The following is a 24,863-nucleotide window of genomic DNA, read 5'->3' on the forward strand; positions in this document are numbered from 1 at the left end:
AATCAACTAATATTTTTTATTTATTAATAGACTTCTTTTAAAATCACTTCTGCTAACTGTTCAGCGCTAAGACCCAGCCTATTTTCAACTAAATGCGTTGCCCCATGAGTAATAAAAGAATCTTCATATTCAAATGTTTTAATCTTTACATGTAAAGTATGTTTTTCTTTGAGTGCCATTAAAAGCGAACCTACTCCTCCAATTTTTGCACTGTCACTAAAAACATACCATTTTTCATACTCTTGTGCTAACCCAATAAGTTGCGTCTCATCTAAAGGCTTTACAAAACGCAAATCAATAATACCGGCATCAATACCTTCCTCAGCGAGTATTTTCGCTGTTGCCACAGCTTTACCAACACCGCTACCATACCCTAGAAGTAAAACGGTACTTTGTCCTTCTTGAAGCAATTGCGCTTTTCCATATTCAAAAGGTAAAGATTCAAACCCATTGCATTCTAAAAATGCCCCTCTAGGATAACGAATCGCTAAAGGTCCTTGATGGGTATAGGAATATTGAATAGCTTCGTGCATTCCTTTCTCATCTCGTGGAGCCATTAAAGTCATGTATGGAATAGCACTCAAATAAGAGATATCAAAAACACCTTGATGTGTTTCCCCATCTTCTCCCACAATGCCAGCTCGATCAATCGCAAAAACAACATCTAAGTTCATAATACAAGCATCATGGATGACCTGATCGTAGGCTCTTTGTAAAAAAGTAGAGTAGATAGCGATATAAGGTTTAAAGCCCTCTTTTGCCATAGCACACATAGAAGTTACGGCATGTTGCTCTGCAATAGCAACATCCCAAAAGCGATTTGGATACGCTTGCATGAGAGGGGTTAATCCTGTTCCACTTGGCATTGCAGCAGTCACTCCCACAACATTATCATGCTCTTTTGCCAAAGCCATTAATGCTTCTGAATACATTGTCGTGGCATTTTTACTAACGCCTTGCTTAAGCGCTTCACCACTTGCAACATCAAAAGGACCCACACCATGCCACTTTTCATAGTAGCCCTCCGCCATTTCATAGCCTTTGCCCTTGAGGGTTTGGGCATGGACTATCACTGGTTTTTTCAAACTTTTTGCCGATTGAAGTGCCTTGATAAGGCTTTCTAAATCATGCCCATCAATTGGTCCAATATAATCAATTCCTAACTCTTCAAATAGCATGCCTGGTGTTATGAGTTTGATACTCTCTTCAAATTTCTTTGCCATATAAGTCGCACTTTCTGGCAAATATTGAAGAATCTGTTCGGTTGTTTTTTTAATTTTCTGATAAAAAGTACCCGCCATAGCTTGTGATAAAAACTTGCTAATGGCTCCAATCGGTTTTGAAATACTCATCTTATTGTCATTTAAAATAATGACCACGGGGTATCTACGGTCCCCTAGTTCATTAAGGGCTTCGTACACCATTCCTGCACTAAGAGAACCATCACCAATAAGAGCAATAGGAACACGCTTGTGTTGCTCATTTTTAAGCGCTATTGCCTTTGCCGCACCAACAGCCAAAGAAATAGATGTCGAACTATGTCCTGCTACGAAATAATCATACGGTGATTCATCGGGTCTTGTGTAGCCACTAAGACCATCCAGTTCGCGCAATGTATTAAATTTTTCCCAACGATCTGTGATAAGTTTATGCGTATAAGCTTGATGGCTTACATCAAATATAAAAGGGTCATTCTTAACATCAAAGACATAATGCATAGCAACGATGAGTTCTACTGCACCCACATTGCTACTTAGATGTCCTCCGTTTTTGCTAACGGTTTGAATAATTTTTTGCCTAATCTGATCACAATATTCGTTTAATTCTTCAATAGAACATTCTTGTAGTTGTTTCATGTCGTCCAGTACTTCTTAGTTTTCTTGTAATAAATATTTCACTTTGTCTAAACGCATTGCCAAATTGCCATCTAAATTACCTACATCACTGAGAATGACCACACCACCTAAGGTTATAGCATCATCTGAGGTTACTTTAATCTTTTCATCCTCTGTATATAACTCTTTTAGGGCATCAAGATCTTTAGGGTTAACTCTTAACTCAATTTTACTAGCTTCTTTTACCTCTTGTAACAGTGCTTTGGAAAGGGACGCTGCAATTTGAGAGCTTGATAAACTAACCTCTTTTTTGATCACTTCTTTTGCAATTTCAAAAGCCGTTACACTCATATCCGTTTCAAGTTTAGCCAACCGCTCTTCCATACTTTTATATAATGTATCCAAATGTCCTATGGATTTGAGGTAACGCGATTTAATCTCTGAAAGAGAAGCTTCACCCTCTTCTTTTGCTTTTTGATACCCTTGAGAATAAGCATTTTCGCGCTCACGCGTTAGTTCTTCATTCAGTCTATTATTAAAGTCTTGCTCTTGCTTTTCTATCTGAATTTGAAGCTTAACCACATTTGAGGTAAGCTCATCTGTTTTTTTGAGTAACTCTTCAATAAATTGATTTTGTGTACCCTCTTCTATGCGTGCAATATTGATAATTTCATCACCAATTGGTTTTGTCTCAGTATCATAGATGCTTTCTGGTATATAAGCATCATTTACATGTAAAGTCGCTGGTGTCTCTACTAAATTAGAGCCCAATACTTTAAACCGATAGCTCTGTACGGAGTGGTCGTCCACTCGGTCTTTATCAATAATATTATCTGCCATATTAACCTATCATCTCTTCGGCTTCTCCGATTTGGAGGATACCTTGTTCTGAAAGTTTTTGTACCTCTTCGACAATCTTTCGTTGAGACTCTTCTACGTCCTTCACACGCACCGCACCTAAGAAGTTCATCTCTTCTACAAATGCCTCTTGCGCACGCTGAGACATATTGTCAAAAAACTTTCGTCTAAGCTCTTCAGCGGAGCCTTTAAGCGCAACCATCAGGTCACGTTTATCCGCTACTTTAAGAATTTCACGCACCGCATTACCATCAAGTTTCATAATATCTTCAAATGTAAACATCATGTCTTTAATCACTGAAGCGAGTTTCTCATCGGCTTGTTCGATGTACGCGATCGTTGTTTTAGAAGCTTTTTGACCCAAACGATTGAGAATTTCAGCAACAGCGCGAGGTCCACCAACCTCAACTTTATAGGATGTCAATGATTCAAGTTTATTTTCAAGCACTGCCGAGACTCTTTTAACAACAGATGGTGAAATCTCACCTAAGTTTGCCATTCTAATCGTCACTTCACTTCGAAGCTGATCGGGGAAAAAAGAGAGTGTTTCAGCCGCACTGGTTGGATCCATGTGCGCTAAAATGAGAGCAACTGTTTGCGGGTGCTCGTTCATAATAAAATCGCCCAGCTGTTGTGGTTTGATTTGAGACAAATAACCAAAGCTTTGAGAGTTTTCCATTGATTTGGAAAGTTTATCCAATATTTTTTGAGCACCTTCTGCACCAAAGGTACGATACAAAATTTCTTTAGCATACTCCATACCACCACTTCTAATGTACTGGTTTGATTGCAAAATAACGTAAAATTCTTCTAATACCGCATTAGCAACGGCTTTATCAATATTTTTTGCTGTTGCAATAAACTTGGAAATATCCGTTACGACATCTATTTCCATGTGAGAAAAAAGATTGGCTGTTGAATCTTCGCCTAACTGAATCAGCAAAATTGCCGCTTTTTCAGCCATAGTCAATTCATTGTAAAGTGTTTTTTGATCTTCTGTTAATTTCATTATCCAAGATCCTTTGGATTATTTTTCTCATAATCACCCTCATTGCGGATCATAGACTGTAAAAGTCCAGCAAATTCTTCACTTTTTTGCTCCGCTAAATGTTTGAGTTTTTCAAGTAAAACATCATATTTGAGGGCTTCTTCGTTAAAGTCTTGACCAATGCCTAGTTGATCTTCTACTTTTTTACGTGCTTGTCTGAATTTCTCCAGCGTATCTTCCGCACCCTCTTCTTCAGCTGCTGTTACTGGTTCAATTTCGTCCTCAAAATCATCCAATTTTGTCTCCACCATTTTGTGGCTAAATGGAATGATAACTTTTTTATAGAAGATGAAGAGTAAAACACCCACCACCACATATTTAAACAATGGAAGCAATGGTCCAAGATAGTTGGAAGCTTTTTCCATAAAATCTTTCGTTGGAACGCGTGTGCCATCACTGGAAAGCGGTTTAAATTCAAAGTTACTAACGGTGACTTCATCGCCTCTTGTAGAATTATATCCCACTGTTTGCTTAACAACATCACGAATAGCATCCATCTGCTCTTTACTAAGTGGTGTATACTCTAAATCGCTTTTCTTTTTACCGTCGCTATCTACACCATATTTATACGCACCATCGACAACCACCGCTGCGGTTAAACGTTTGATTTTTGCAAACTCATCTTTAGAGTTAACAACTTTTTTTGAAATCTCATAGTTGGTAGTCGTAGCACTCTTTTGATACGTCTCGCCTTTTTTGCCACTCTCTAAGCCTTGCACTGGTCCTATATTACTAATAGCACCTGGTACGCCACCTACATCTTGGGGTTCTTTACCTTCACGTTTTTCTTCAACACTCTGTTCGCTTCTAGGTACAGAGTTGGGATCATAAATTTCACTCACATAATCTTGTTGTGAAAAATCAAAATCAATGGTTACTTTTGCATTGACCTTATCCACGCCACCAATAACAGGGGCTAAGACATTCATAATTTTTTGCTCTACGTTATGTTCAAACTCTTTTTTATAACGCATTTGACTCTTAACAAGCTCACCTTGGAAAATATTGCTCTGCTCATCACCCAAAGGCTCACCATCTTGATTCACAACAGAAACATTCTCAGCAACCAAGTTAGAAACAGAAGCGGCAACAAGATTTTTAATACCCACAATCTGTTTAACGGAGAGGTTCATACTCGGACGAATATTAAGAACGATAGAAGCTGTTGGCGCCGCTTGCTTTTGTGCAAATACCGTCTCTTTAGGAATAGCAATATGCACACTTGCATTGGCTATAGGTCCCAAGCTCTCAATGGTACGCGCTAACTCACCCTCTAAAGCTCTGATGTATTTAATTTTCTGTTCAAAATCAGTTGCACCAAATTCGGTCTTATCAAAAATTTCAAAACCAACTTTACTGTTTTTAGGAATTCCCAAAGCAGCGATAGCAATTCGCTCTTTATGCACCACTTCGCTTGGAACAGCTATAGTGCCTTCATTGACAACTTTATAAGGAATTTTTTCTTTCTCAAGTTGTTGAATAATCAGTGCAGAATCGCCTGCTGTTGTGTTTTCAAACAAAACACTGTAGCCATTGGCTTTTCCAGAATTTGCATTTTTATAGAGCGTAAGAAACACTAAAAATCCGATAAGGACAACAATCGAAACTGCCGTCACGATCCTTTGACGCAGAGTCAAATTCTGTATGAGTGTTGCTATTTGATTTAAAAGTGTTCTAAGCTCCATCTGTTTTTCTCTTACATGTAAATTGTTTTAAAGAGTTCAAAAAAGCGTCTGTTTTGCTCAGGCGTTCCTATGGTCACACGAATAGCATTCATTCCATACGATCCTAAATTTCTAACGATTATACCCTTTTCCATCAACTTTTGTGCAATTGCACCAGAGTTTTTATTCGCATCAAATTCTAAAACAATAAAGTTAGTATAACTCTCAATCACTTTAAATCCAAGCTCTTTAGCAAATGCTTCATAGGCTTTCATTTCTTCAAAATTTTCTTTAACAGATGCATCCACAAAAGCTTGATCACCCAGAGCTACAATTGCTGCTTTAAGCGTGAGATTTGTAATGTTAAAAGGTGCGCGAAGTTTTAAAAGCGCTTTAATAACTTCTGGTTGTGCTATTCCGTAACCACAACGCATACCACCTAAGCCATACGCTTTTGAGAAGGTTCCTGAATAAAGAGTATTAGGATATTTTGTGATGATTTCACTTGGAACAATTTTCTTAGCTGGATCTTTAAAACTTGCATACTCTTGGTACGCACCATCAATCACGACCAATGTTTCAGGGCTGATTTGATCTAAAAAGGCATAAACATCTTTTGTATCTAAACATTCACCCAACGGATTATTTGGCAAGCAAAGGAAAATAACGGAAATGTCTTTGTTTGCTTTATAAATCTCTAACATCTCTTTTAGATTATGCCCAGCTGAGGGTGTTTTAAGAATAGTTGCACCTGTTTGAAGCGCATAAATCTCATACATAGCAAACGTAATTCCTGCCATCAAAACTTTAGTATTTGCGTTTGCTTTAGCGTGTACAGCAAAAGAGATCACTTGGTCACTTCCTGCACCAATAATAATATTTTCCTCTTTAACGAGATATTTGTTTGCCAATGCCTCTTTGAGCTCATACATACTGTCATCAGGATAAAGGTTCATTTTTGTGGCTTCATTGCGTACCGCTTCAATGACTTTAGGGCTGCATCCTCTTGGATTTTCATTGCTCGCTAATTTGATGACATCTTTAGACTCGATGCCGTATTCGCGCACAACAAGTTCGATTGGCTTACCCGCTTCATAAATTTTTAATTGATCTAAAACACCGTTAAATTGCATTCCTCATCCTCCGCAAATATAGCTTCCAAGCCATTTAATATCATATCTGTCTTTATTCTCTTCAATCACTTTTTGGACATTTTCATCATCAATATGTCCCTCAAAATCCATATAAAAGATTGATTGGAACCCTTTCTCTTTTGTTGGGCGTGACTCAATCTTCGTAAGGTTCACTTTTTGATCTTGGAAGGTCTGCAAGAACTCTACAAGACCTCCTGGTTTATCATCTGTTTTTGCCAAAATAGAGGTTTTATTATGCACCCCTTTTTTGTTTTTAAAATCACTCAAAATCAAAAAGCGCGTTTGATTGGCCATATTGTCTTCAATTTTTCCAAATAAAATGGGTAAATTGGACAATTTGGCAGCAATATGCGAACAAATTGCCGCAGCATCATGATCTTCACTTGCTTTTTTAGCCGCTTCTGCTGTTGATTTAGTGGGTATAAACTCCACACCCAAAAGCATGTGCTCTTCCAAAAATTTTCGACACTGATTGTACCCTTGCGGATGCGAATAGATGCGCTTAATCTTTTTAATATCTTCGCATACCGTCGCAAAAGAGTGGTGAATATCCATATAAAGCTCTGCCACAATTTTAGAGCTAAATTTACCAAGACAATCAAGCGTTGTTCCCACAGCCCCTGCGGTATTGTTTTCAACAGGAACCACGCCATATTTAGCTTCACCATTTTCAAGCACGTGAAAAACGGCTTCAATGGAACTTACTTCAATATAACTTCCCATCGCACCAAAACGACTCTCGGCTGCTTGGTGGGTATAACTTCCCTCGGGCCCCATAAAAGCAATTTTTTCAGGAAACTCAAGGTTACGACTAACGGCAAATACCTCTAAAAAGATAGCATCAATGGCTTGATTGTTTAAAGCACCTTTATTAAGCCCTTTTAAACGATCCAAAATCTCTTTTTCGCGCTCCGGACGATAAATCGCTGTTCCACTCGTTTGTTTAGCCCGACCAATCTCTTTGACCAATTCCATGCGTTCATTGAGTAGTTTTAAAATCTGATCATCAATCTGATCAATCTTTTTTCTGTAGTGTTCTATTGCTTGCATTATTCGCCTTTAATATGCCCAATGGTAGGCACAATTACATCCAAAGAAGTTTTTACATGTAAAACTTCTTGCTCACTTTGACATTTGCCACTGAGAACTAAAATAGTCTTCATACCAAGTTTTTTAGCACCTAAAAGATCGCCAATGGCATCATCGCTGACAATGGTCACTTCATCAAAATTTTTCACATCCGCTTGCTTTTGTAAAAGCTTTAAGGCTTCCGTGTAAAAAAGTGTACTTGGTTTTCCCACAACGCTATATTCAGATCCCGTAGCGTAATGTAGCATCTCTAAAATGGCTCCCACTCCTGGATAGCGTCGCTTATCTTTAGCATAAATGCTTGTTGCATGCATTCCTATAATCTTTGCTCCGCCCAAAACAAGTTCTATCATGCTTGCATAATCATTTGCGTCAAAATCTTTTTTACTTGCAATAACAACGGCTTCAGGCTTTTGCGCTTTTTGATCATAACCTAACGTGTTCATGACACGAATAAATTCTTCAGATCCAAAGCTACGAATAGCCTTTACATGTAAAACTTTCTCTAACGCCATAAAGGGATCAAGATAGTTATTTTTAGGAATACTAAATCCTAAATTGCACAAAAATTGATGAAATTCTACACTTGATACTTTGGTGTTATTGGTAATCACAACATACGGAATTTTTGCTTTATTAAGACTATCAATAAACGCAATTGCACCTTCTATTGGTCTTTTATTAACATCATCAATCAGTGTGCCTTGCACATCAATCAAATAGTTCATACGTACGCTTTTTCCAACGCAATCAAATCATCAAAACTTTCACGTTGGCGAATCAGGCGATCTTCTCCCTTTTCGAGTGCCACCTCAGCCACACGCGTACGGGTATTGTAGTTACTGCTCATCGTAAATCCATACGCACCAGCACTTTTTACAATCAACAAATCATCATGCTCAAGAGCTGGTAATTCAATGTTTTTCGCAAAAAAGTCACCACTCTCACAAATAGGTCCAACAACATCGCAAACCGTTGTCTCTTTCCCTTCTTTACCCTCAACTTCTATGGCATGATACGCCTGATAAAGACTTGGGCGAATAAGATCGTTCATAGCACCATCAACGATCACAAAACGTTTAAATCCATTGTGTTTTTCATAAAGCACTTTTGTTAAAAAATATCCGCAATCTCCAACCAAATAACGACCTGGTTCGCACACGAGTGTCACATCAAGACCGCTCAACGCACTAAAGATTGACTGTGCATACTCATAAAGAGCAATGGTTTCTTCGTCTTTGTACTGAATTCCTATACCACCACCTACATCAAAAAACTTAATGTCAATATTTAAAGCTTTAAGGTTTCGCAATAGGTTTGCTAAAACAAGTGCTGCTTCTCTAAATGGCTCAACCTCAGTAATCTGGCTACCAATGTGAAAATGAATACCCACAGGATCAAGGCAAGCCGCATTTTTCGCATGAATATACATACGTTTTGCACTCTCTAAATCCACACCAAATTTATTTTCGTGAAGTCCTGTTGAGATATACGGATGTGTTTTAGGATCGATATTTGGATTGACGCGAATACTAATACGAGCAACCACACCCAATTTTTGAGCGATCATCTCAACGCGATTCATCTCTTCTTCGCTCTCAAGGTTAATCATCAAAATATCATTAGCAAGTGCTTCCTCGATCTCATCGTCTCTTTTACCCACACCGCTAAAAATAATTTTATATTTTGGAATACCCGCATATAAAGCGCGCTTGACTTCACCAATGGAAACACAATCACACCCAGCCCCTAGGTTTGCCATGTGTTTTAAAACAGAAAGATTTGAATTTGATTTTACGGCAAAGCAAATAAGAGATTTGCGTGCTTTAAAGACCTCTTTGAGAGATGAAAACTTTTGAGCAATGGTATCAAAATCATAAACGTATAAAGGAGTACCATATTTTTGTGCTAATGCAGAGAATTTCGCCATTTTGAACCTTAATGAAGGGTACCGCTAGGAAGACCCGTTGGATAACAATATTTATCCATTCTATCAAAAAGTTCAACAAAAAATGATTAAACCTCTTTTAGCGTTTCGCGTAAAAATGAAGTGCCGTAAAAAAAAGAAGCACGATTGGCAATAAAATAGCAATTTCAGAAATGACAACACCATTAGCACTTAAACGACTCAGCAAGAAAAGTCCGCTCCACGTAACGAGTGTGACAAAGGCAAACGAAGAAGCAATGAGTGCCATATTGAAATAGCGTCCCATCATTGGGGCTTTATAATATAAAATCACGATTAAGAAAGGAGCAAAAAATGGGAAAAATATCTGGTAAAAAAGTGTGGCTTTAATCTTACTTGTATTAACACCTTGATCACCAAAAAAGTGCAATGCATCAATACCGTCCATGATAGAAAGTGCATACTCACTTTGGTAAATATTATCCATAATTTTAGGTTTAAAATTCTCCATCATTTTGAGTTTTTCTACATTTTCTGTGCGAAATCCCGGATCGTCCAATGATGAAACATGCGGCTTATAGACAATGCTTACATGCTCTAAAATCCAGTGATTATCGATAAATGAAGCAACAGAGGCACGAATAATTTTCGTCAAATCGACATTGTCCACTTCAAAAATTGTCACATCATATCCCACTTGTTTTAATGGATCAAGTTTTTTAAAATAGACATATTGATTATTGTTTTTTAAGAAAAGGTCTTCGGAGCTATTGGAAATACGGTTGTATTTTTTAAGGTTTGAACTGTACTCATTCGCATAAGCAAATTCAGTACAATTTAGCCCAATATAAACCATTGTAAGCCCTAAAGACGCAATAAAAAAAGGACGAACGAGTGCTTTTTTGCTAATGCTTGATGCATACATACAAATAAGCTCATTTGATTTAATCATGCTAAAGTACGTCACAATCATACCAAAAACGATGGAGAGAGGAAGCACGTAATTGACAGCATTCATGCCTTGAAAAAGAGCATAAAGTATCTGTAAATTGGCAGAATCTGGAATATTATTGTAGTTGGTCAGGAGATCAACACCCACATAGAAGAGATCAAGCGCTATAAAAATAACAAAGAAATTTTTGAGATAATTTTTAACAATATATTTCTCAAAAAGTTTCATACGTTATCCCCATCACACAATGTTTGTTTAAGGGAGTATTGTAGCGAAACTTCTTTTAAATCGTTCGTGAGCAATGCTTTAATACTTTTTTTTACATGTAAAAGAATTTCAGGTAAAAATTCTCTTTGGCATGCTGAAAAATCAGAGAGCACATACTTTGCTACATCGCTTTTATGTGAGGGCTTACCAATGCCGATGCGTACTCTTATATACTCAGCCCCAATATGCGCATCAATGGAGCGGAGGCCATTATGTCCACCGTGCCCACCACCTATTTTAAAACGCACGGTTCCAAATGGCAGGTCTAAATCATCATGAATTACAATAATTTGATCGGGTTTAAAGTAGTCATCAACTGCACGAACACTCTCTCCAGAGAGATTCATATACGTTGTTGGTTTGAGAAGTAGCATTGAAGGAGCCTTAAAAAGCTCTCCTTTAAAATTTGCTTTGGTGATTTTTTCACAGGAAGTTTGGTCATCGAGCAGAGCATCGATGACCATAAAACCGACATTATGCCGATTGTTTTTGTATTGTAAGTCTGGATTTCCAAGCCCTACGATCAGTGTCATATTGAGCGTTACTTCGCTTTAATAACTCCGGCAACAGAAACTCTTGTTTCATCCATTACTTTTACGTTAGCTGGAACTTGAATATCACGTACCAAAACAGTAGCGCCAACATCGAGTCCACTTACGTCAACAATAAAGCTGTTTGGTAAGTTTTCTGCTGTACATTTAACCGCTAAACGTTTTTTAGATTGGATAAGAACACCTTTGTTTTTTGTGCCCACTGGAATACCTTCAAGAACAACAGGAACCAAATATTTAGTCAAAACACCTGGAAGTGCTATACGTAAATCTACATGTAAAAGGTTGCTGTTTACTGGATCTTTTTGGTAATCTTGGATCACAACATTGTACTCTTTACCAGATACTTTCACTGGGAAAATAAGAGTCTCTTTATTCTTCGCTGCTTTGATAAATTCGTTTGCTTTAAATGCAGCATTGATGTTTTCTTCACCCTTACCGTAAATGTTTGCAATTAGATATCCATCTCTACGAAGCGCTTTAGTAGCCTTTTTTTCGATACTATCTCTAATGATGCCTTCTAACATAGTTTTCCTTTATAAAAAATAAGGGTACAATTCTACAAAACTGAACCTAAAAACTGCATAAATCTTTTACTGCTTTAATCCAATGATGTCTTTATCGGTCTCTTTAAGCTCTCTAAGACTTACACGTGTATCTTCTTTACGTGTCTGTTTTTGAGTTTTATCCGCATCATAAAAATCAAGAGCCATCGTAATATCATTGCGACTGGTAGAAGCTTGAATAGCATTTTCTCTTGAAATTTTACCCTCAGCATACAATCCTAAAAGGGCTTGATCAAATGTTTGCGTTTTATAAACATCTTTTCCTTCTTTGATCGCATCAGGAATTTCACTCTCTCTATCTTCTAAAATCAACGCTTCAATTCGGGCATTTTTAACCAAAATTTCTACTGCTGCTGTTCGTCCATTATCAACTGTTTTGACAAGTCTTTGGGCAATAACGCCTTGCAAAACTGAAGCCAAGGACATTTTTATACGATTTTGCTCACTGCCAGGGAACATTCCAATAATACGGCCAACCGTCTCTTTAGCATCCACCGTATGCAGTGTCGAAAGGACTAAGTGACCTGTTTCAGCTGCATGCATCGCTGTTTCAATGGTCTCAAGATCGCGCATCTCACCGACTAAGATAACATCGGGATCTTCACGAAGTGCGGCGCGTAAAGCATCTGAAAAAGAGATAGCATCTTGCCCAATTGCACGCTGATTGACCACACATAACTCATCTTTATAGATAAATTCTACGGGATCTTCAATGGTGATAATATGTTTTTTTTGTGTCTTATTGATACGGTTAATCATCGACGCCAATGTCGTTGTTTTACCACATCCTGTAGGTCCTGTTACCAAGATAAGCCCACGAGGAAGATCACAGAGTGAATTAATAATATCAGGCAGATGAAGTGACTCGATAGTCGGAAGTACCATAGGAATCGTTCTAAAAACCGCTGAAACACCATCGACTTGAAAGAACATATTAACACGAAAACGGTACTCATCGTTGAGCTTAAAGGTAAAGTCGATATTTTTTTTCTCAACTAATTCAGGAAAACGACTTCGCAAAAGCTCTTTTGCCAAAGTGAGCCCATCTTGATAGGCGAGAACTTCTTTGGAAAAAGAGACAATTTCACCGTTAATTCGTCCTCTAATCGTTGTTCCCGTTTTTACATGTAAATCACTTCCTCGATGTTCTACTAGTTTACTGAGATAAAATCTCAGCTTTTTGGTCATCTCAAACGTAAGCTCACTAACGTTTACTGCCTCTTTTTGCATCGGATTTCCTTGCTATTTGAGTTCGTCTAAAATCTCCACAAAAGCCTCTTTAAAGGCACTAAGGCCTTCATCCATTAATTCATCACACACCACTTTCATATCAACACTATTCGCAGCAAGTGAGTGAAAAAAGTTTTCAATCCAATCTGATCTTAAATCAACGGCAAAACTCTCTTTACCCGAAGCGATAAAGGCTTTAATGGTACCAAGAGGTGCTGTATTAATTGAATTTTCAAGCAAAAGTTCTTTAATATAATAATCAGGACTTAGCTCATCACCTTTAACGCCTGTGCTGGCAAACAATGCTCTCACGTTAGGCAAATGGGCACTTTGAATCAACTCATAGCAGCGCATCGCATTCATGATGCCTACACGGGAGGTTACAAAGTCAAGTTTTTTAAGTTGCTCATCAAGTTTACGATCAAAACGGCTCACAAAAATGCTAATAACCGCTTGAGGAAGTTTGGAACAACCTTTTTGTTTCAATATTTCATTCGCACGTGCAAAAGCCTCTAAACACCCTTTCGTTTGCGCATCAGAAAAAATGAGCGTTGCATTAACGTTAATGCCTTCACTCAAAAGTGCTTCCATTGCAATGAAGCCTTCCTCAGTTGCAGGCACTTTGATCATGACATTGGGGTAACCAATCGCTTTAAAAAGTCGCTTTCCTTCTTCAACGGTCTCAGTAGCATCGTCACACAAGAAAGGGTCTACTTCAATGCTAATAAAACCATCATCCCCTTTTTCATAGAGTGGCAAGAGTTTTTTAGCCGCACGCTGAATATCTCCAATGGCAAGTGCTTCATAAATCTCTTTGGCAGATTTCTCCTGAAGCTTTGCCTTATCCTCAGCATACGCGGGTGAACCTAAAAAGGCAGACTTAAAAATCGAAGGATTACTGGTTGCCGCATTAACAATATTTTTTTCGATCAATTCACCAAATTCGCCTTCAAGAAAGCTACGCTCAACAAAATCACACCACAAAGAAAATTTCAAATCATTGTTATACATTATTTCACTCTTTTAAATAAATTGGAGAAGATTACGCATATCTTTCTCATCGATCACAACATTCGCCGCATTTTTCAAAATCGGCTTTGCACAAAATGCCACTTTTTTAGCAGCACACTCAAACATCGAGATATCATTTGCTCCATCGCCAACAGCGATAGTATTTTCATAACTTACATGTAAAAGGTTTTGCACGCGTCTGAGCATATCGCCTTTGGAAAAGCCAAACATCATATCGCCCCCAACAAGTCCACTTAAATGACCATCCCTTGCATGCAATACATTGGCAAAATCCGCATCGAATCCTAAAATTTCTTTCGCAGGTGTGGTTGCAATACGAAATCCGCCGCTGAAAACAATGACGGTATAACCTTTCGCTTTAAGCCCTGCAATCGTCTCATAGGCTCCTTTCATCAAAGGGAGGGCATGACAAATCTCTTCAGCTTTTCTTGCATTCATTCCTTTTAATAGCCCTACACGTGTTGTTAAACTCTCAAAAAAATCAAGCTCACCACGCATTGCAGCTTCCGTAATCATTGAAACTTCTTTTTCAACACCATGTTCTTTTGCTAAAAAATCGATTGTTTCACCATCCATGAGTGTTGAATCAAAATCAAAAACACACAACTTCATCCAAATCGCTCCTTCGTTGCTATTAGAGCATTTATTATAGCAATATCTTGCTTAGGTAAAAAAATCTCCTGCATTAGCTTCAGAGAAATGACCTACCATGTTTTTCGCGTTTAAGTTATAATACGCAAAAGTTCACTCTATGGAAAAAAAATGACCGAATCTTTTATTGAAAAACTGAAACATGATGCCTTTTTAACACTCGAAACCACACCAATGCATGAACCAACTTTTGAGCCTATTATCGAAAAAATAGCTCAGTTTGAGTTAGATACTAAAGTCGATGGATTTAGCACCACCGACAACCCTCTAGCACGATTGAAGTATAATGCTCTTTTTGGCGCACTCAAACTTCAAACACGTTTTGCCAAGCCTGTGATTGCAACCATGAGTATGCGAGATCGCAATAAAGTAGCACTTCAGTCTGATCTTTTGGGCGCAAACGAGTACGATTTACGAACGATTCTCTGCCTTACAGGAGATCCTGCCAGTGCCAGTGACCAACCTTCGCTCAAAGGTGTTTTTGAGGGCAACAGTACGCTTCTTTTAGATATGATTCAATGCTTCAACGCAGGCATTGATTACTCAGGAAAGCCATTTAAAATACAGCCTAAGCCGATTTATCCCTTTTCCGTCTGCAACGCACATGCTAACACACCTAAAAATTTGATGAAAAAGATGGCAACGAAAGTGGAGCATGGGGCTGTTGGAATTATCACACAACCGGTATACAGCGTTGAAAATGCCAAAATGCTTTTAAATCTTTTAAAAGATGCCAAAACGGAATTGAACAAAGAGCAGAGTCAAACGCAACTTATTTTAGGATTTTTTCCGATTGTAAAACTGCGTACCGCTCAATTTTTAGCCGCACACGTTCCAGGCATTCATGTACCACCTATCTGGATGGACAAGCTTGCACACGCTAAAAAAATTAGTGAAGAAGAAGAGCGAAAAGTGGGTTTTGAACTTTCACTAAATGCCTTTTTAGAACTGAAAAAAGTACATCCGAAAATTCATATTATGAGTGCTAATAACTTTGAGCTTGTGGCAGATTTATTGAAATATTAAAGTTTACATGTAACGAGCCAAACGGTGAAGTTTGGCTCGTTACAAACATTAAAAATCGCGTTTTAAAAGTTGTTCAACTTTTAAAATTGTTAAGATATTTTCTTCGCGCATACCAATTCCATAAACCAACCCTTTTTCAGCATGGATTGTCTCAGGCGGTGGTCCAATACGACTACTTTTAATGCGAATTGCCTCAGTCAAACGATCAATAACAAAGCCAGCCGTGTTATCTTTGCCCTTCATCACAATGTAGCGTGTATCTTCGGTTACTTTGACAGGATCCATCTTAAACTTACTTCTAAGATCAATCAAAGGGATAACGCTTCCTCTTAAGTTAAAAACACCCAAGATATAAGTTGGCACACTCGGAACCCTTGTGTATTCAATCGGTTTGATAATCTCTTGAATACTCAAAATGGGTACTGCATACTCTTCTTGTCCTATAATAAATCCAACAAGTTGAATAACATCATCCTCTTTTTTGTGTGGCTCATCAACTTGTTGTTGCTGTTTTTGAAGAATTTGATTTAATTTATCGTTCATCGTGACTTCCCCACTTATAGTTTTATATTTTTTCTTACCACGCTCTCAAGGTATTCTGGAGAGTATGGTTTGGTGATGTATTCACTCATGCCTGATTCAACGCCTCTAAGTCTGTCTGATTTAGACGTACGTGATGTAACCGCAATCAATGGAAGGTTTTTATACTTAGAGTATTTACGAATCTCACCTGCTAGTGTATAGCCATCCATTCTTGGCATCTCAATATCAATGAGTACAGCATCAATGCTATATTCTGATGATTTGAGCATATTAAGCGCTTCTTGTCCATTGCTTGCTTCAAGCACTTTGACGCCTATTGGTTCCATCGATTTTTTCATGATGTTTCTATCCATCGCGCTGTCATCAACAGCTAAGACAATATAATCACTTGGTGCACTTTTTGTTTTGACAGTTGTTTCAGCCGTTGCTCGAATATCAACCGTAATGCCTTTTGCAAGGTTCATCAATGCTGCAACATCCACGATTAGTGTTACGCGTCCATCGCCTCGGATCGTTGCGCCTGCGATGCCTTCAATGCCTTGGAGGTAATCACCAAGAGATTTAATAACGATTTCCTCTTGACCTACCAGTGTATCGACAACCACGCCTAGTTTGGACTCAGCAAGACCGATAACAACAACATAAGTATGCTCGCCACCCTCATAGACTTGTTTAACACCAAAGATATCTGAAAGGCGTACAAGTGAAAGCACTTCATCACGAAGTCTAAGAACGTTTTTGCCTTCAATCGTATAAATCTCATCGAGAGGAATACGAACCGTCTCTAAAACAGATGCTAAAGGAATCGCATAGTACTCTTCTTGCGCACCTACTAACAATGCTTGAATGATCGCTAATGTTAGAGGAATTTTGAGTTTAATAACGGTACCATGTCCTACTTCACTGTCAACATCAATAATACCGTTGAGTTTTTCAATATTGGTTTTAACAACATCCATTCCAACGCCGCGACCTGAAACATTCGTAACCACTTTTGCGGTAGAGAGTGAAGGTCTAAAGATAAGTGCAAACGCTTCTTTATCACTCATACCATCGGCTTCACGCTCAGTGATCATACCTTTCTCAATCGCTTTAGAACGAAGAAGATCAGGATCAAGCCCCTTACCATCATCGGTAATTTCAATAACGATATGATTGCCTTCATTGTAAGCTTTAAGTTGGATTAGACCTGTTTCAGACTTACCTTTAGAGCGTCTTGTTGCACCATCTTCGATACCATGATCACATGAGTTACGAATAATGTGAACAAGAGGATCACCAATCTCTTCAACGATTGATTTATCAAGCTCTGTCTCTTCACCCGAAATTTCAAGTTCAATTTGCTTGCCAAGTTCGCGTGAGAGATCTCTAACCATTCTTGGGAACTTGTTAAAGACTTTTGCAATTGGTAGCATTCTGGTTTTCATAACCGCAATTTGAAGATCGGTTGTAACCAGTGAAATCGATGAAACAACTTGATTAAGCTCTTCTAGGAACTTCTCACCTTCATAACGCTCTTCAACGTCATCATAGATTTTGAGTAGTCTATTTTTACCTAAAACAAGTTCACCGATCAAGTTCATAAGGTGATCAAGTCGTTTTACTTCAACACGAATGGTTTGCTCCATCGCACTTGCAGACTCTTTTTTCGCAGGAGCATTGGCACCAGATTCTGCAGAAGCACGTTTTGCAGCTACAGGCTCACTTGCTTTTGGAGATTCTTCATCACCTTCACTATCATTATTATCACTTAAACTTTCAAATGATGGCGTAGGAATAGCTGCTGCTTTTGCAGCACCATTGTTTTCTCTACGCTTGCGATCTTCTTCTTTACGTACTTTTAAAAGTCTCTCAATTTCATCTTCAACTTCTTTGTCGCTCAATTTAGAGTAGTCTGTATTGTCATCCTCTTCGTATGGAGGTGTTACTGACTCATCCACTTGTTCTTCAACAACGATAGTTGCAGCGGCAGGTTCTCCATTGGAAATGATGTCTAAACGACGACAAATATCGGTAATATCAATACCCACAGAGGTGTCATTACCATGATCACGAATTGCATGAAGCAAACTTTTCATAAGATCAATTGACTCCAAAACAACATCCATAACCTCAGGTGTTAGTTTTAAATCACCATGGCGTGCTTTATTAAGAACATCTTCCATGTGGTGTGTCAACCCTGTTAGGATGTCAAAATTTAAAAAGGATGACGACCCTTTGATCGTATGCGCTACCCTAAAAATACTGTTAAGGAGTTCCAAATCATCTGGATTACCCTCTAACTCTACTAAGTTTTGATCAAGTTGTTCAATAAGTTCGAACGCTTCAACCAAAAAATCTTCTAAAATTTCTTGAATATCTTCCATCGTTCTACCCCTATTGTGCTGTTTTCACGTGTGCTTTGATGACTTTCGAGACTTCTTTGTAAAAAATCGACGCATCAAATTTCGTTAAATAGGCTTCACCGCCCGCCTCTTTGCCTCTAAGCTCGCTAAAATGGTCGCTAATGGAAGAGTTAAAGACGATCGGAATATTTTTAAACCTAGCATCCTCTTTCACATTAGCCGCAAAGTGAAATCCATCCATTTGAGGCATCTCGACATCGCTGATTATAATTTTGACTTCATCCGTTAAGCGATCACTGTAAGTCGTGTAAAGCTCATTAAGTCTTTGCAACCCTTCCATGCCATCTTTTGCTTCAACCACGCGCATACCCATTTTTTTGAGCGCATCGCTGACAAGCTTTCGTGCTGTCATACTATCATCAAGAATTAATGCTGTGCCATCTACTTTGAGGATTTGATCATCATTAATATCCATTTTTGGCTGGTAAATACCAAGGGCTTGAACAACGCTCTCAAGATCCAAGATCAAAAGAACATCGTCATTTTCAATACGTGTCACACCTGTAATCTGGCTTTTGTCTAAGGATCCCATACCTGCAACAAATGATGCTGGTTCAATATCTTTCCAGCTGATACGACGAATTCGTTTGGCTTCATGTACCACAAAACCAATCAAAATATCGCTAAACTCTGTAATGATAATACGAGGTTTAATTGATCCATCGTCTGGTTCTTTAATGTTCATCCATTTGGCAAGATTAACGACAGGAATAACGATACCACGAAGATCGAAAATTCCTTCAATATAATCAGGCACGCCTGGAAGTTCTGTAAGGTTAGGAATTTTGATGATTTCACGCACTTTAGCGACGTTCACACCATAAATTCCCTCATAAACACCGTTCGCTTCCTTTTTAAAAATACGGAAGTCCACCAGCTCCATCTCGTTGGAGCCTACTTTCAAAATACTTTCTTTAGCCATTGCAGCCCCTTAGTTGCTTTTGCGCAAATTCTGTCTCTGTGGAAAATTGTACACTAAAGTAGCTTTGATTGCACGCAAAAGATGAAAAATTTATATAATGCACTCCAGAGCCCATAAATTCGACATTTTGATGATAATGCCCCTCTGCAATCACATCGACTTTTGGGTACAAAGAGAGCTTCTGTTGTATTTGCGTTGTAAAATTCTCAATTCGCTTGCATAACATTTTTTTGCGCTGGTCATTTTGAATCTTTTTTGAGATAGCCCCATGAAGCAATTCGTCCAATCCATTAAGGAGCTTTAAAACACCTTGATTACGAATAATCTTCGTATAACACCGATGGATAAGACTTCCATATTTATCGCCATGCAACAAAAGACAGCTTTTTCCACTGGGAAGTTTACATGTAAGCGGTTGCTCTTCAATGGGAATGACCTTTACATGTAAAAAGAGTTTCGAGAGATTAAAGTCGTGGTTGCCCTCAAAATAGTACACTTCGCACGTTTGTCCAATCTCTTCAATGAGATCAATATAACGTTTATATTGCTTAACACCATGCGCAACATTGCCAACCAAAAGGTCGAACATATCACCCATTAAAAAGAGTTGTGGCGGAGGATTTTGTTTTACATGTAAAAGGAAATCAAAAAAGAAAGAGCGCTCGGCTGAGTCATGGGCATCAGCGATAAAAAGCGCTCCTTCTTGGATAATCAGTTTAGGGGACATAGGCAATAATAGGAATTCCAGCAGGCTCTTCAAAACCGCACATCAAATTGGCATTCACCACTGCTTGGGCTGATGCGCCACGTAAAAGATTATCGATGCTTGAAGAGACAAAAAGAGACTTTCCTTTTTGGCTCACGAAAATATCGCAAAAATTTGTTCCTGCCGTTGACTTGATGTCAACAGGCACTTCACGAATACGCACAAAACGCTCGTTTTTATAAAAGGATTGAAGAACAGCTTTTGCATCAATGACTTCATTGGTTTGCAAATAAGAGCTCACCAACATACCACGACTTACAGGAAGAAGGTGTGGTACAAAGTTAACCTCAAAAGGATGCCCACTCACAAGTCTTAGTTTTTCGGCAATCTCCGGTTCATGACGATGTTTGAGCGGATTGTAGGCAAAAATATTTTCATTGATAGTGACAAAATGTGCTGTTTGTGTTGGCTTTTTACCCGCACCCGACACACCACTTTTTGCATCGATGAAGATAGGCGCTTCTTTATTTAAGTAACTCAAAAATGGCAAAATGCCCAAAATCGAAGCGGTTGGATAACATCCTGGATTGGCAATCAAATTGGCTTGTTTAATTTTTTCACGATTAATCTCAGGAAGCCCATAAACAGCCTCTTTTAAATTCTCTTTATCTTCATGCTCACAGTAATGTTTTTCATACGCTTCAAGCTCTAAGCGATAATCAGCAGAGAGGTCAACCACCTTTACATGTAAAGCTAAAAGCTCTTTGGCAAAACCCATTGCCGCCTTATGTGGAAGTGCTAAAAAAGCAAGCTTTGCATGTTTTGCCACGGCGGAAGCATCTGCTTTTAAAACCTCTTGCTCAAAAACACTCTCTAAGCTTGGGTGCAATTCAGAAGCTTTGATTCCACCTTCGGTTGTCGCAATATACGTAATATTAAAATGCGGATGATTGATTAAAATTTTTATCAGTTCTAATCCAGTATAACCGCTTGCGCCAATGATGGCTACATCTATTTTTGACATTTTTATTCCTCGAAATTGATCTCATGGTATGCGATCTCTAGTATCTCATACGCTTGTGAGCCTGATGGAAGTTTGATAGTTACTTCTTCACCTTCTCCGTGCCCCATCAACTGCTTCGCAAGGGGCGAATAATAAGAGATAAGCCCACGATCAGGATTGCTCTCGGTACTACCTACAATCGTATAGGTCACCTCTTCGTTCGTCTCTAAATTCTCTAACATAATGGTTGAGCCAAAACGCACTTTATCATGCTCATAAGAGCTTGGATCAATCACATGTGAACGCGACACAAGATCGCTCAGTTCGCCAATACGTCCATCAATAAAGGCTAAACGCTCTTTAGCCGCATGGTATTCTGCATTTTCTTTTAAATCACCATGGCTTCTTGCAATATCAAGTTCAATGACTGTCTCAGGTCGTTGTCTTTTTTTAAGATCGCTTAGTTCATGTGTTAATTTTTTGTAACCATATTCGGTCATAGGTTCTTTTTGATTGCTCATGGTTATCTCCTTATGTATATTTCATAACGGCTTTTAGGCAAAGCCAAAAAACCTACGTTGGTCACTGTGGCACTAAAGCTTGCCTCTTTTGAGGCAGAAAGTTCTTACAATTAGTAAGAACTTCAATTATACCGTCATTATGCTTATCATTGCCTCTTGGCTACCGTGTCCTAGCAAAGAACGAAGCTTTTTTGCATGGTTGAAAAAGGCTTCTTTATCCATGGTTTCATACGCTTGAAGCAAATTATCAACCGTTACTTTTTCTTGCAAAAACTCTTGGTGCAAAGGCTCCATTTTTTCAAAATCAAAAAGAAGATTGGCAAGACCTACATGTTTGAGTTTGACAAACTGCTGTGCAATCCAATAATCAAATGCTTTAGCCTTATACGCCAGCACAAAAGGCACACCCACAAGTGCTGCCTCAAGTGTCGCAGTACCTGAACAGACAAAGGCAAATTCACTTTTTTCAAATGCTTCGTAGGTGTTACGACAAATTTTAAAGTCATGTATATCGCCATAAATCTCTGCAATTTCACGATAACTAAAATGAGGAGGAATCACCAAAAGCTTTTCTTTGCCTTCTATTTTAGAAGCGACCTCTTTGTAAATGGGGAAAAGACTGCGTATTTCACTTTTGCGACTCCCTGGTAAAAAGGCTATCACGCCCGTTTCGTCGGCTCTGAGTTTAAACAGTGGAATCTCATCTAAAAGCGGATGCCCCACGTATGTTGCTTTGGTGTAAAAGTTTTGCTCAAATGGCAAAATAGACGCTAGCACATCACAATATTTTTCAACAACAGCCACCCGCTTAGGTTTCCACGCCCACACTTGAGGCAAAATATAGTAGATAATTTCGACATTCGGATTGATCGTCTTAATCGCTTTTGCCAAAGGGATATTGAACGCAGGCGAATCGATGAGCAAGACTTTGTCTACAAAAAAACTCATACGCGCCATCGTCTTGATCGCTTTTTTGGCTTTGCGAATTTTAGGCAAAGCATCTAAAAATCCCATAATCGAAAAAGCTTTGCTTGGTAGTAACGGCTTCCCAAAACGCTCATCAAAAATACCATACATCTCACACTGCTCTAAGGCGTTTAAAATAGGCTCTAAGTGTAAATTTGCTGATGGTTCTAGGGCGGAAACAAGTAATTTCAAAATTGTACCTTTTAAACTTTCTTCAAAACGAAGTCTATACAAAAATCTCTTAAAAATAGACTTTCTTTATAGCCCTTGAAAAGATAAAGAGTTTGTTTAGAGTGCGTTAATTTTTGAAACTAAAAATTGAGTCATAGCCGAAGCTATGGCGATATTTTTAGTTTTAAAAAGTGATGTGCTATAAGCGATACTCTGTTTTCAAGGGGTTATAAAAGAAGTCTAACATAAGCCTCTTTCGTTATAATGTAAATAAAAAATAGGTATTTCAATGAAACGTATTTTAATTACCAATGATGACGGCTTTGAAAGTGCAGGACTTCACGCCCTTGCACGCGCACTTCGTCCTTTGGGGCAAGTAACCATCGTAGCACCTACTTCTGAGAAATCCGCATGTGGACATTCGCTTACCCTTACACGGCCACTTCGCTTTGTTGCCATTGAAGACGATTTTTTCAAACTCGATGATGGCACGCCCACAGACTGCATCTATCTCTCGCTCAACGCTCTTTTTGAGGGTGATAGTAAACCTGATTTAGTGGTGAGCGGCATCAATAAAGGCTCAAATTTAGGTGAAGACATCACCTACAGTGGCACAGCGAGTGCTGCGATGGAAGCGGCCATTCACGGTGTTCCTGCCATCGCTATCTCCCAAGTCTATACGGGTGGGGTTCAAAACATTGAATTAACCCATGGCTATGATTTGGCGGAAAAAACTGTGTATGATCTTGCCAAACGTATTTTAGAAGGTACTTTCCCCCTTGGCGAGCGTCGCTTTTTAAATGTCAACATTCCTCCACTTAGCCCTGATGAGTGCAAAGGCTACAAAATCACCCGTGCAGGCTACCGAATGTATGGCAATGACGCGCATTTGCATCGCAACCCAAGAGGTGAAGAGTACTACTGGCTCGGCGTTCACACGCTCGAGTGGAGAAAAAGTGAAAAAGCAGACTGTGACCTAAGCGCCATCGATGAAGGCTACATCTCCATTACGCCTATAAAACTCGACATGACTGCACACGATGAACTTGAAAATTTAAAACAATGGATACAATAATGGAAGATCGTTATTCACGTGTTAGACGCGTTTTTGGTGAAGACTTTGAAAAACTACAACGTGCCAAAGTCCTTCTTTTAGGCATTGGCGGTGTCGGAAGTCCTTGTTTGGATGCCATGTATCGTACAGGAATTAGTGACATTACCATCGTCGATTTTGACCGCTATGACGTAACCAACCAAAACAGACAACTAGGAAGCGAAGCTGTGGGAGAAGTGAAGGTCTTACACATGGCAAGCCTCTATAAAGGCGTCACGCCTATTGAGGCAAAAGTAACCCCTGAATGGGTCGAGAACTTTGACTTCGAGCCTTATGACATCGTCATTGACGCCATTGATGATATGGAAGCCAAAATCGCCGTAGCGCACAAAGCCCATACTAAACTTCTAAGTTCCGCAGGTGGGGCAAAAAAAATCGACCCTACCAAAATTCATTATGCCCCTATTTGGGACACGTATGGCGATATGCTCGCTAAAAGCTTTCGAGAAGGACTTAAAAAAAGTGGCTTTCAAGGCACATTTTTAACCGTCTTTTCCGATGAAAAACCTATTTGTAAAGAGATGGGAAGTTTGATGTGTGTGACAGCTTCGTTTGGTTTAACGCTTGCTTCATTGGCAATTCGGAAGATTACGGGGAAGATGTAGGCTTAGATCTAAAAACAGAAGGATCATCTTTTTTTAAAATGATCCTTCTCAAAAATCAATTATTAAATAAAGGCAAAT

Annotated in this window: 24 protein-coding genes; 3 read left to right on the top strand and 21 right to left on the bottom strand. The window is 38.8% G+C overall.

Going from position 1 to position 24,863, the window contains the following annotated elements:
• Positions 1–23: 23 nt before the first annotated feature.
• The 14 genes from dxs to serB all read right to left on the bottom strand — a co-directional run bounded on the left by dxs (position 24) and on the right by serB (position 14,764).
• Positions 24–1,856 carry a 1-deoxy-D-xylulose-5-phosphate synthase gene (gene dxs, locus N0B29_RS03165; protein ID WP_263832236.1) on the bottom strand — a complete coding sequence of 611 codons (1,833 nt, stop codon included), beginning with the start codon at positions 1,854–1,856 and terminating at the stop codon, positions 24–26.
• Between the two features lie 15 nt (positions 1,857–1,871).
• Positions 1,872–2,675, bottom strand: coding sequence for a flagellar assembly protein FliH (fliH, locus tag N0B29_RS03170; protein WP_263832237.1), 804 nt, complete (start codon positions 2,673–2,675; stop codon positions 1,872–1,874).
• A 1-nt stretch (position 2,676) separates the two neighbouring features.
• Positions 2,677–3,705 carry a flagellar motor switch protein FliG gene (fliG, locus tag N0B29_RS03175; protein ID WP_263832494.1) on the bottom strand — a complete coding sequence of 343 codons (1,029 nt, stop codon included), beginning with the start codon at positions 3,703–3,705 and terminating at the stop codon, positions 2,677–2,679.
• A complete protein-coding gene (gene fliF, locus N0B29_RS03180; RefSeq protein WP_263832238.1) occupies positions 3,702–5,426 on the bottom strand; it encodes a flagellar basal-body MS-ring/collar protein FliF in 1,725 nt (574 codons plus the stop codon). Before fliF ends, fliG begins: the two co-directional genes overlap by 4 nt.
• An 11-nt stretch (positions 5,427–5,437) precedes the next feature.
• Positions 5,438–6,538 carry a histidinol-phosphate transaminase gene (gene hisC, locus N0B29_RS03185; RefSeq protein WP_263832239.1) on the bottom strand — a complete coding sequence of 367 codons (1,101 nt, stop codon included), beginning with the start codon at positions 6,536–6,538 and terminating at the stop codon, positions 5,438–5,440.
• Between the two features lie 3 nt (positions 6,539–6,541).
• Positions 6,542–7,609, bottom strand: a complete 1,068-nt coding sequence (pheA, locus tag N0B29_RS03190) for a prephenate dehydratase (RefSeq protein ID WP_263832240.1) — start codon at positions 7,607–7,609, stop codon at positions 6,542–6,544.
• Positions 7,609–8,376 carry an HAD-IIA family hydrolase gene (locus N0B29_RS03195; protein ID WP_263832241.1) on the bottom strand — a complete coding sequence of 256 codons (768 nt, stop codon included), beginning with the start codon at positions 8,374–8,376 and terminating at the stop codon, positions 7,609–7,611. Before N0B29_RS03195 ends, pheA begins: the two co-directional genes overlap by 1 nt.
• Positions 8,373–9,578, bottom strand: a complete 1,206-nt coding sequence (gene lysA, locus N0B29_RS03200) for a diaminopimelate decarboxylase (RefSeq protein WP_263832242.1) — start codon at positions 9,576–9,578, stop codon at positions 8,373–8,375. The genes N0B29_RS03195 and lysA overlap by 4 nt, the downstream gene beginning before the upstream one ends.
• Positions 9,579–9,675: 97 nt before the next feature.
• Positions 9,676–10,734: an LptF/LptG family permease gene (locus N0B29_RS03205; RefSeq protein WP_263832243.1), complete on the bottom strand. Its 1,059-nt coding sequence runs from the start codon at positions 10,732–10,734 to the stop codon at positions 9,676–9,678.
• Positions 10,731–11,306: an aminoacyl-tRNA hydrolase gene (pth, locus tag N0B29_RS03210; protein ID WP_263832244.1), complete on the bottom strand. Its 576-nt coding sequence runs from the start codon at positions 11,304–11,306 to the stop codon at positions 10,731–10,733. Before pth ends, N0B29_RS03205 begins: the two co-directional genes overlap by 4 nt.
• Positions 11,307–11,314: 8 nt before the next feature.
• Positions 11,315–11,851, bottom strand: a complete 537-nt coding sequence (locus tag N0B29_RS03215) for a 50S ribosomal protein L25/general stress protein Ctc (RefSeq protein ID WP_263832245.1) — start codon at positions 11,849–11,851, stop codon at positions 11,315–11,317.
• Positions 11,852–11,917: 66 nt separating this feature from the next.
• The gene (locus N0B29_RS03220; RefSeq protein WP_263832246.1) at positions 11,918–13,120 is read right to left on the bottom strand and encodes a type IV pilus twitching motility protein PilT; all 1,203 of its coding nucleotides are present in this window, start codon (positions 13,118–13,120) and stop codon (positions 11,918–11,920) included.
• Positions 13,121–13,132: 12 nt separating this feature from the next.
• Entirely contained in the window at positions 13,133–14,131 is a 999-nt protein-coding gene (locus tag N0B29_RS03225) for a transaldolase (protein WP_263832247.1), read from the bottom strand.
• Positions 14,132–14,143: 12 nt separating this feature from the next.
• Complete coding sequence (serB, locus tag N0B29_RS03230; protein WP_263832248.1) at positions 14,144–14,764, bottom strand: phosphoserine phosphatase SerB; 621 nt, start codon at positions 14,762–14,764, stop codon at positions 14,144–14,146.
• 150 nt (positions 14,765–14,914) lie between these two features.
• On the opposite strand from serB, the gene N0B29_RS03235 reads away from it, so the two are divergent.
• Positions 14,915–15,829, top strand: a complete 915-nt coding sequence (locus tag N0B29_RS03235; RefSeq protein WP_263832249.1) for a methylenetetrahydrofolate reductase — start codon at positions 14,915–14,917, stop codon at positions 15,827–15,829.
• Between the two features lie 48 nt (positions 15,830–15,877).
• Here the strand turns inward: N0B29_RS03235 and N0B29_RS03240 are convergent, their stop codons facing one another.
• The 7 genes from N0B29_RS03240 to lpxB all read right to left on the bottom strand — a co-directional run bounded on the left by N0B29_RS03240 (position 15,878) and on the right by lpxB (position 23,087).
• The gene (locus N0B29_RS03240) at positions 15,878–16,372 is read right to left on the bottom strand and encodes a chemotaxis protein CheW (protein ID WP_263832250.1); all 495 of its coding nucleotides are present in this window, start codon (positions 16,370–16,372) and stop codon (positions 15,878–15,880) included.
• A 14-nt stretch (positions 16,373–16,386) separates the two neighbouring features.
• Positions 16,387–18,738: a hybrid sensor histidine kinase/response regulator gene (locus N0B29_RS03245; protein WP_263832251.1), complete on the bottom strand. Its 2,352-nt coding sequence runs from the start codon at positions 18,736–18,738 to the stop codon at positions 16,387–16,389.
• A gap of 10 nt (positions 18,739–18,748) precedes the next feature.
• Complete coding sequence (locus tag N0B29_RS03250; protein WP_263832252.1) at positions 18,749–19,699, bottom strand: chemotaxis protein; 951 nt, start codon at positions 19,697–19,699, stop codon at positions 18,749–18,751.
• Positions 19,692–20,426, bottom strand: coding sequence for a UDP-2,3-diacylglucosamine diphosphatase (locus N0B29_RS03255; protein WP_263832253.1), 735 nt, complete (start codon positions 20,424–20,426; stop codon positions 19,692–19,694). Before N0B29_RS03255 ends, N0B29_RS03250 begins: the two co-directional genes overlap by 8 nt.
• A complete protein-coding gene (gene argC / locus N0B29_RS03260; RefSeq protein ID WP_263832254.1) occupies positions 20,416–21,429 on the bottom strand; it encodes an N-acetyl-gamma-glutamyl-phosphate reductase in 1,014 nt (337 codons plus the stop codon). Before argC ends, N0B29_RS03255 begins: the two co-directional genes overlap by 11 nt.
• Positions 21,430–21,431: 2 nt before the next feature.
• Positions 21,432–21,929 carry a transcription elongation factor GreA gene (greA, locus tag N0B29_RS03265; RefSeq protein ID WP_263832255.1) on the bottom strand — a complete coding sequence of 166 codons (498 nt, stop codon included), beginning with the start codon at positions 21,927–21,929 and terminating at the stop codon, positions 21,432–21,434.
• Between the two features lie 126 nt (positions 21,930–22,055).
• Complete coding sequence (gene lpxB / locus N0B29_RS03270; RefSeq protein ID WP_263832256.1) at positions 22,056–23,087, bottom strand: lipid-A-disaccharide synthase; 1,032 nt, start codon at positions 23,085–23,087, stop codon at positions 22,056–22,058.
• Between the two features lie 268 nt (positions 23,088–23,355).
• Between lpxB and surE the strand changes: the two genes are divergently transcribed.
• Both surE and N0B29_RS03280 read left to right on the top strand, forming a co-directional pair.
• Entirely contained in the window at positions 23,356–24,141 is a 786-nt protein-coding gene (gene surE / locus N0B29_RS03275; RefSeq protein WP_263832257.1) for a 5'/3'-nucleotidase SurE, read from the top strand.
• Entirely contained in the window at positions 24,141–24,785 is a 645-nt protein-coding gene (locus N0B29_RS03280) for a tRNA threonylcarbamoyladenosine dehydratase (protein WP_263832258.1), read from the top strand. The genes surE and N0B29_RS03280 overlap by 1 nt, the downstream gene beginning before the upstream one ends.
• Positions 24,786–24,863 lie beyond the last annotated feature (78 nt).

Origin of the sequence: Sulfurospirillum oryzae, assembly GCF_025770725.1 — a bacterium.
In the GTDB taxonomy this organism is placed as follows: Bacteria; Campylobacterota; Campylobacteria; order Campylobacterales; family Sulfurospirillaceae; genus Sulfurospirillum; species Sulfurospirillum oryzae.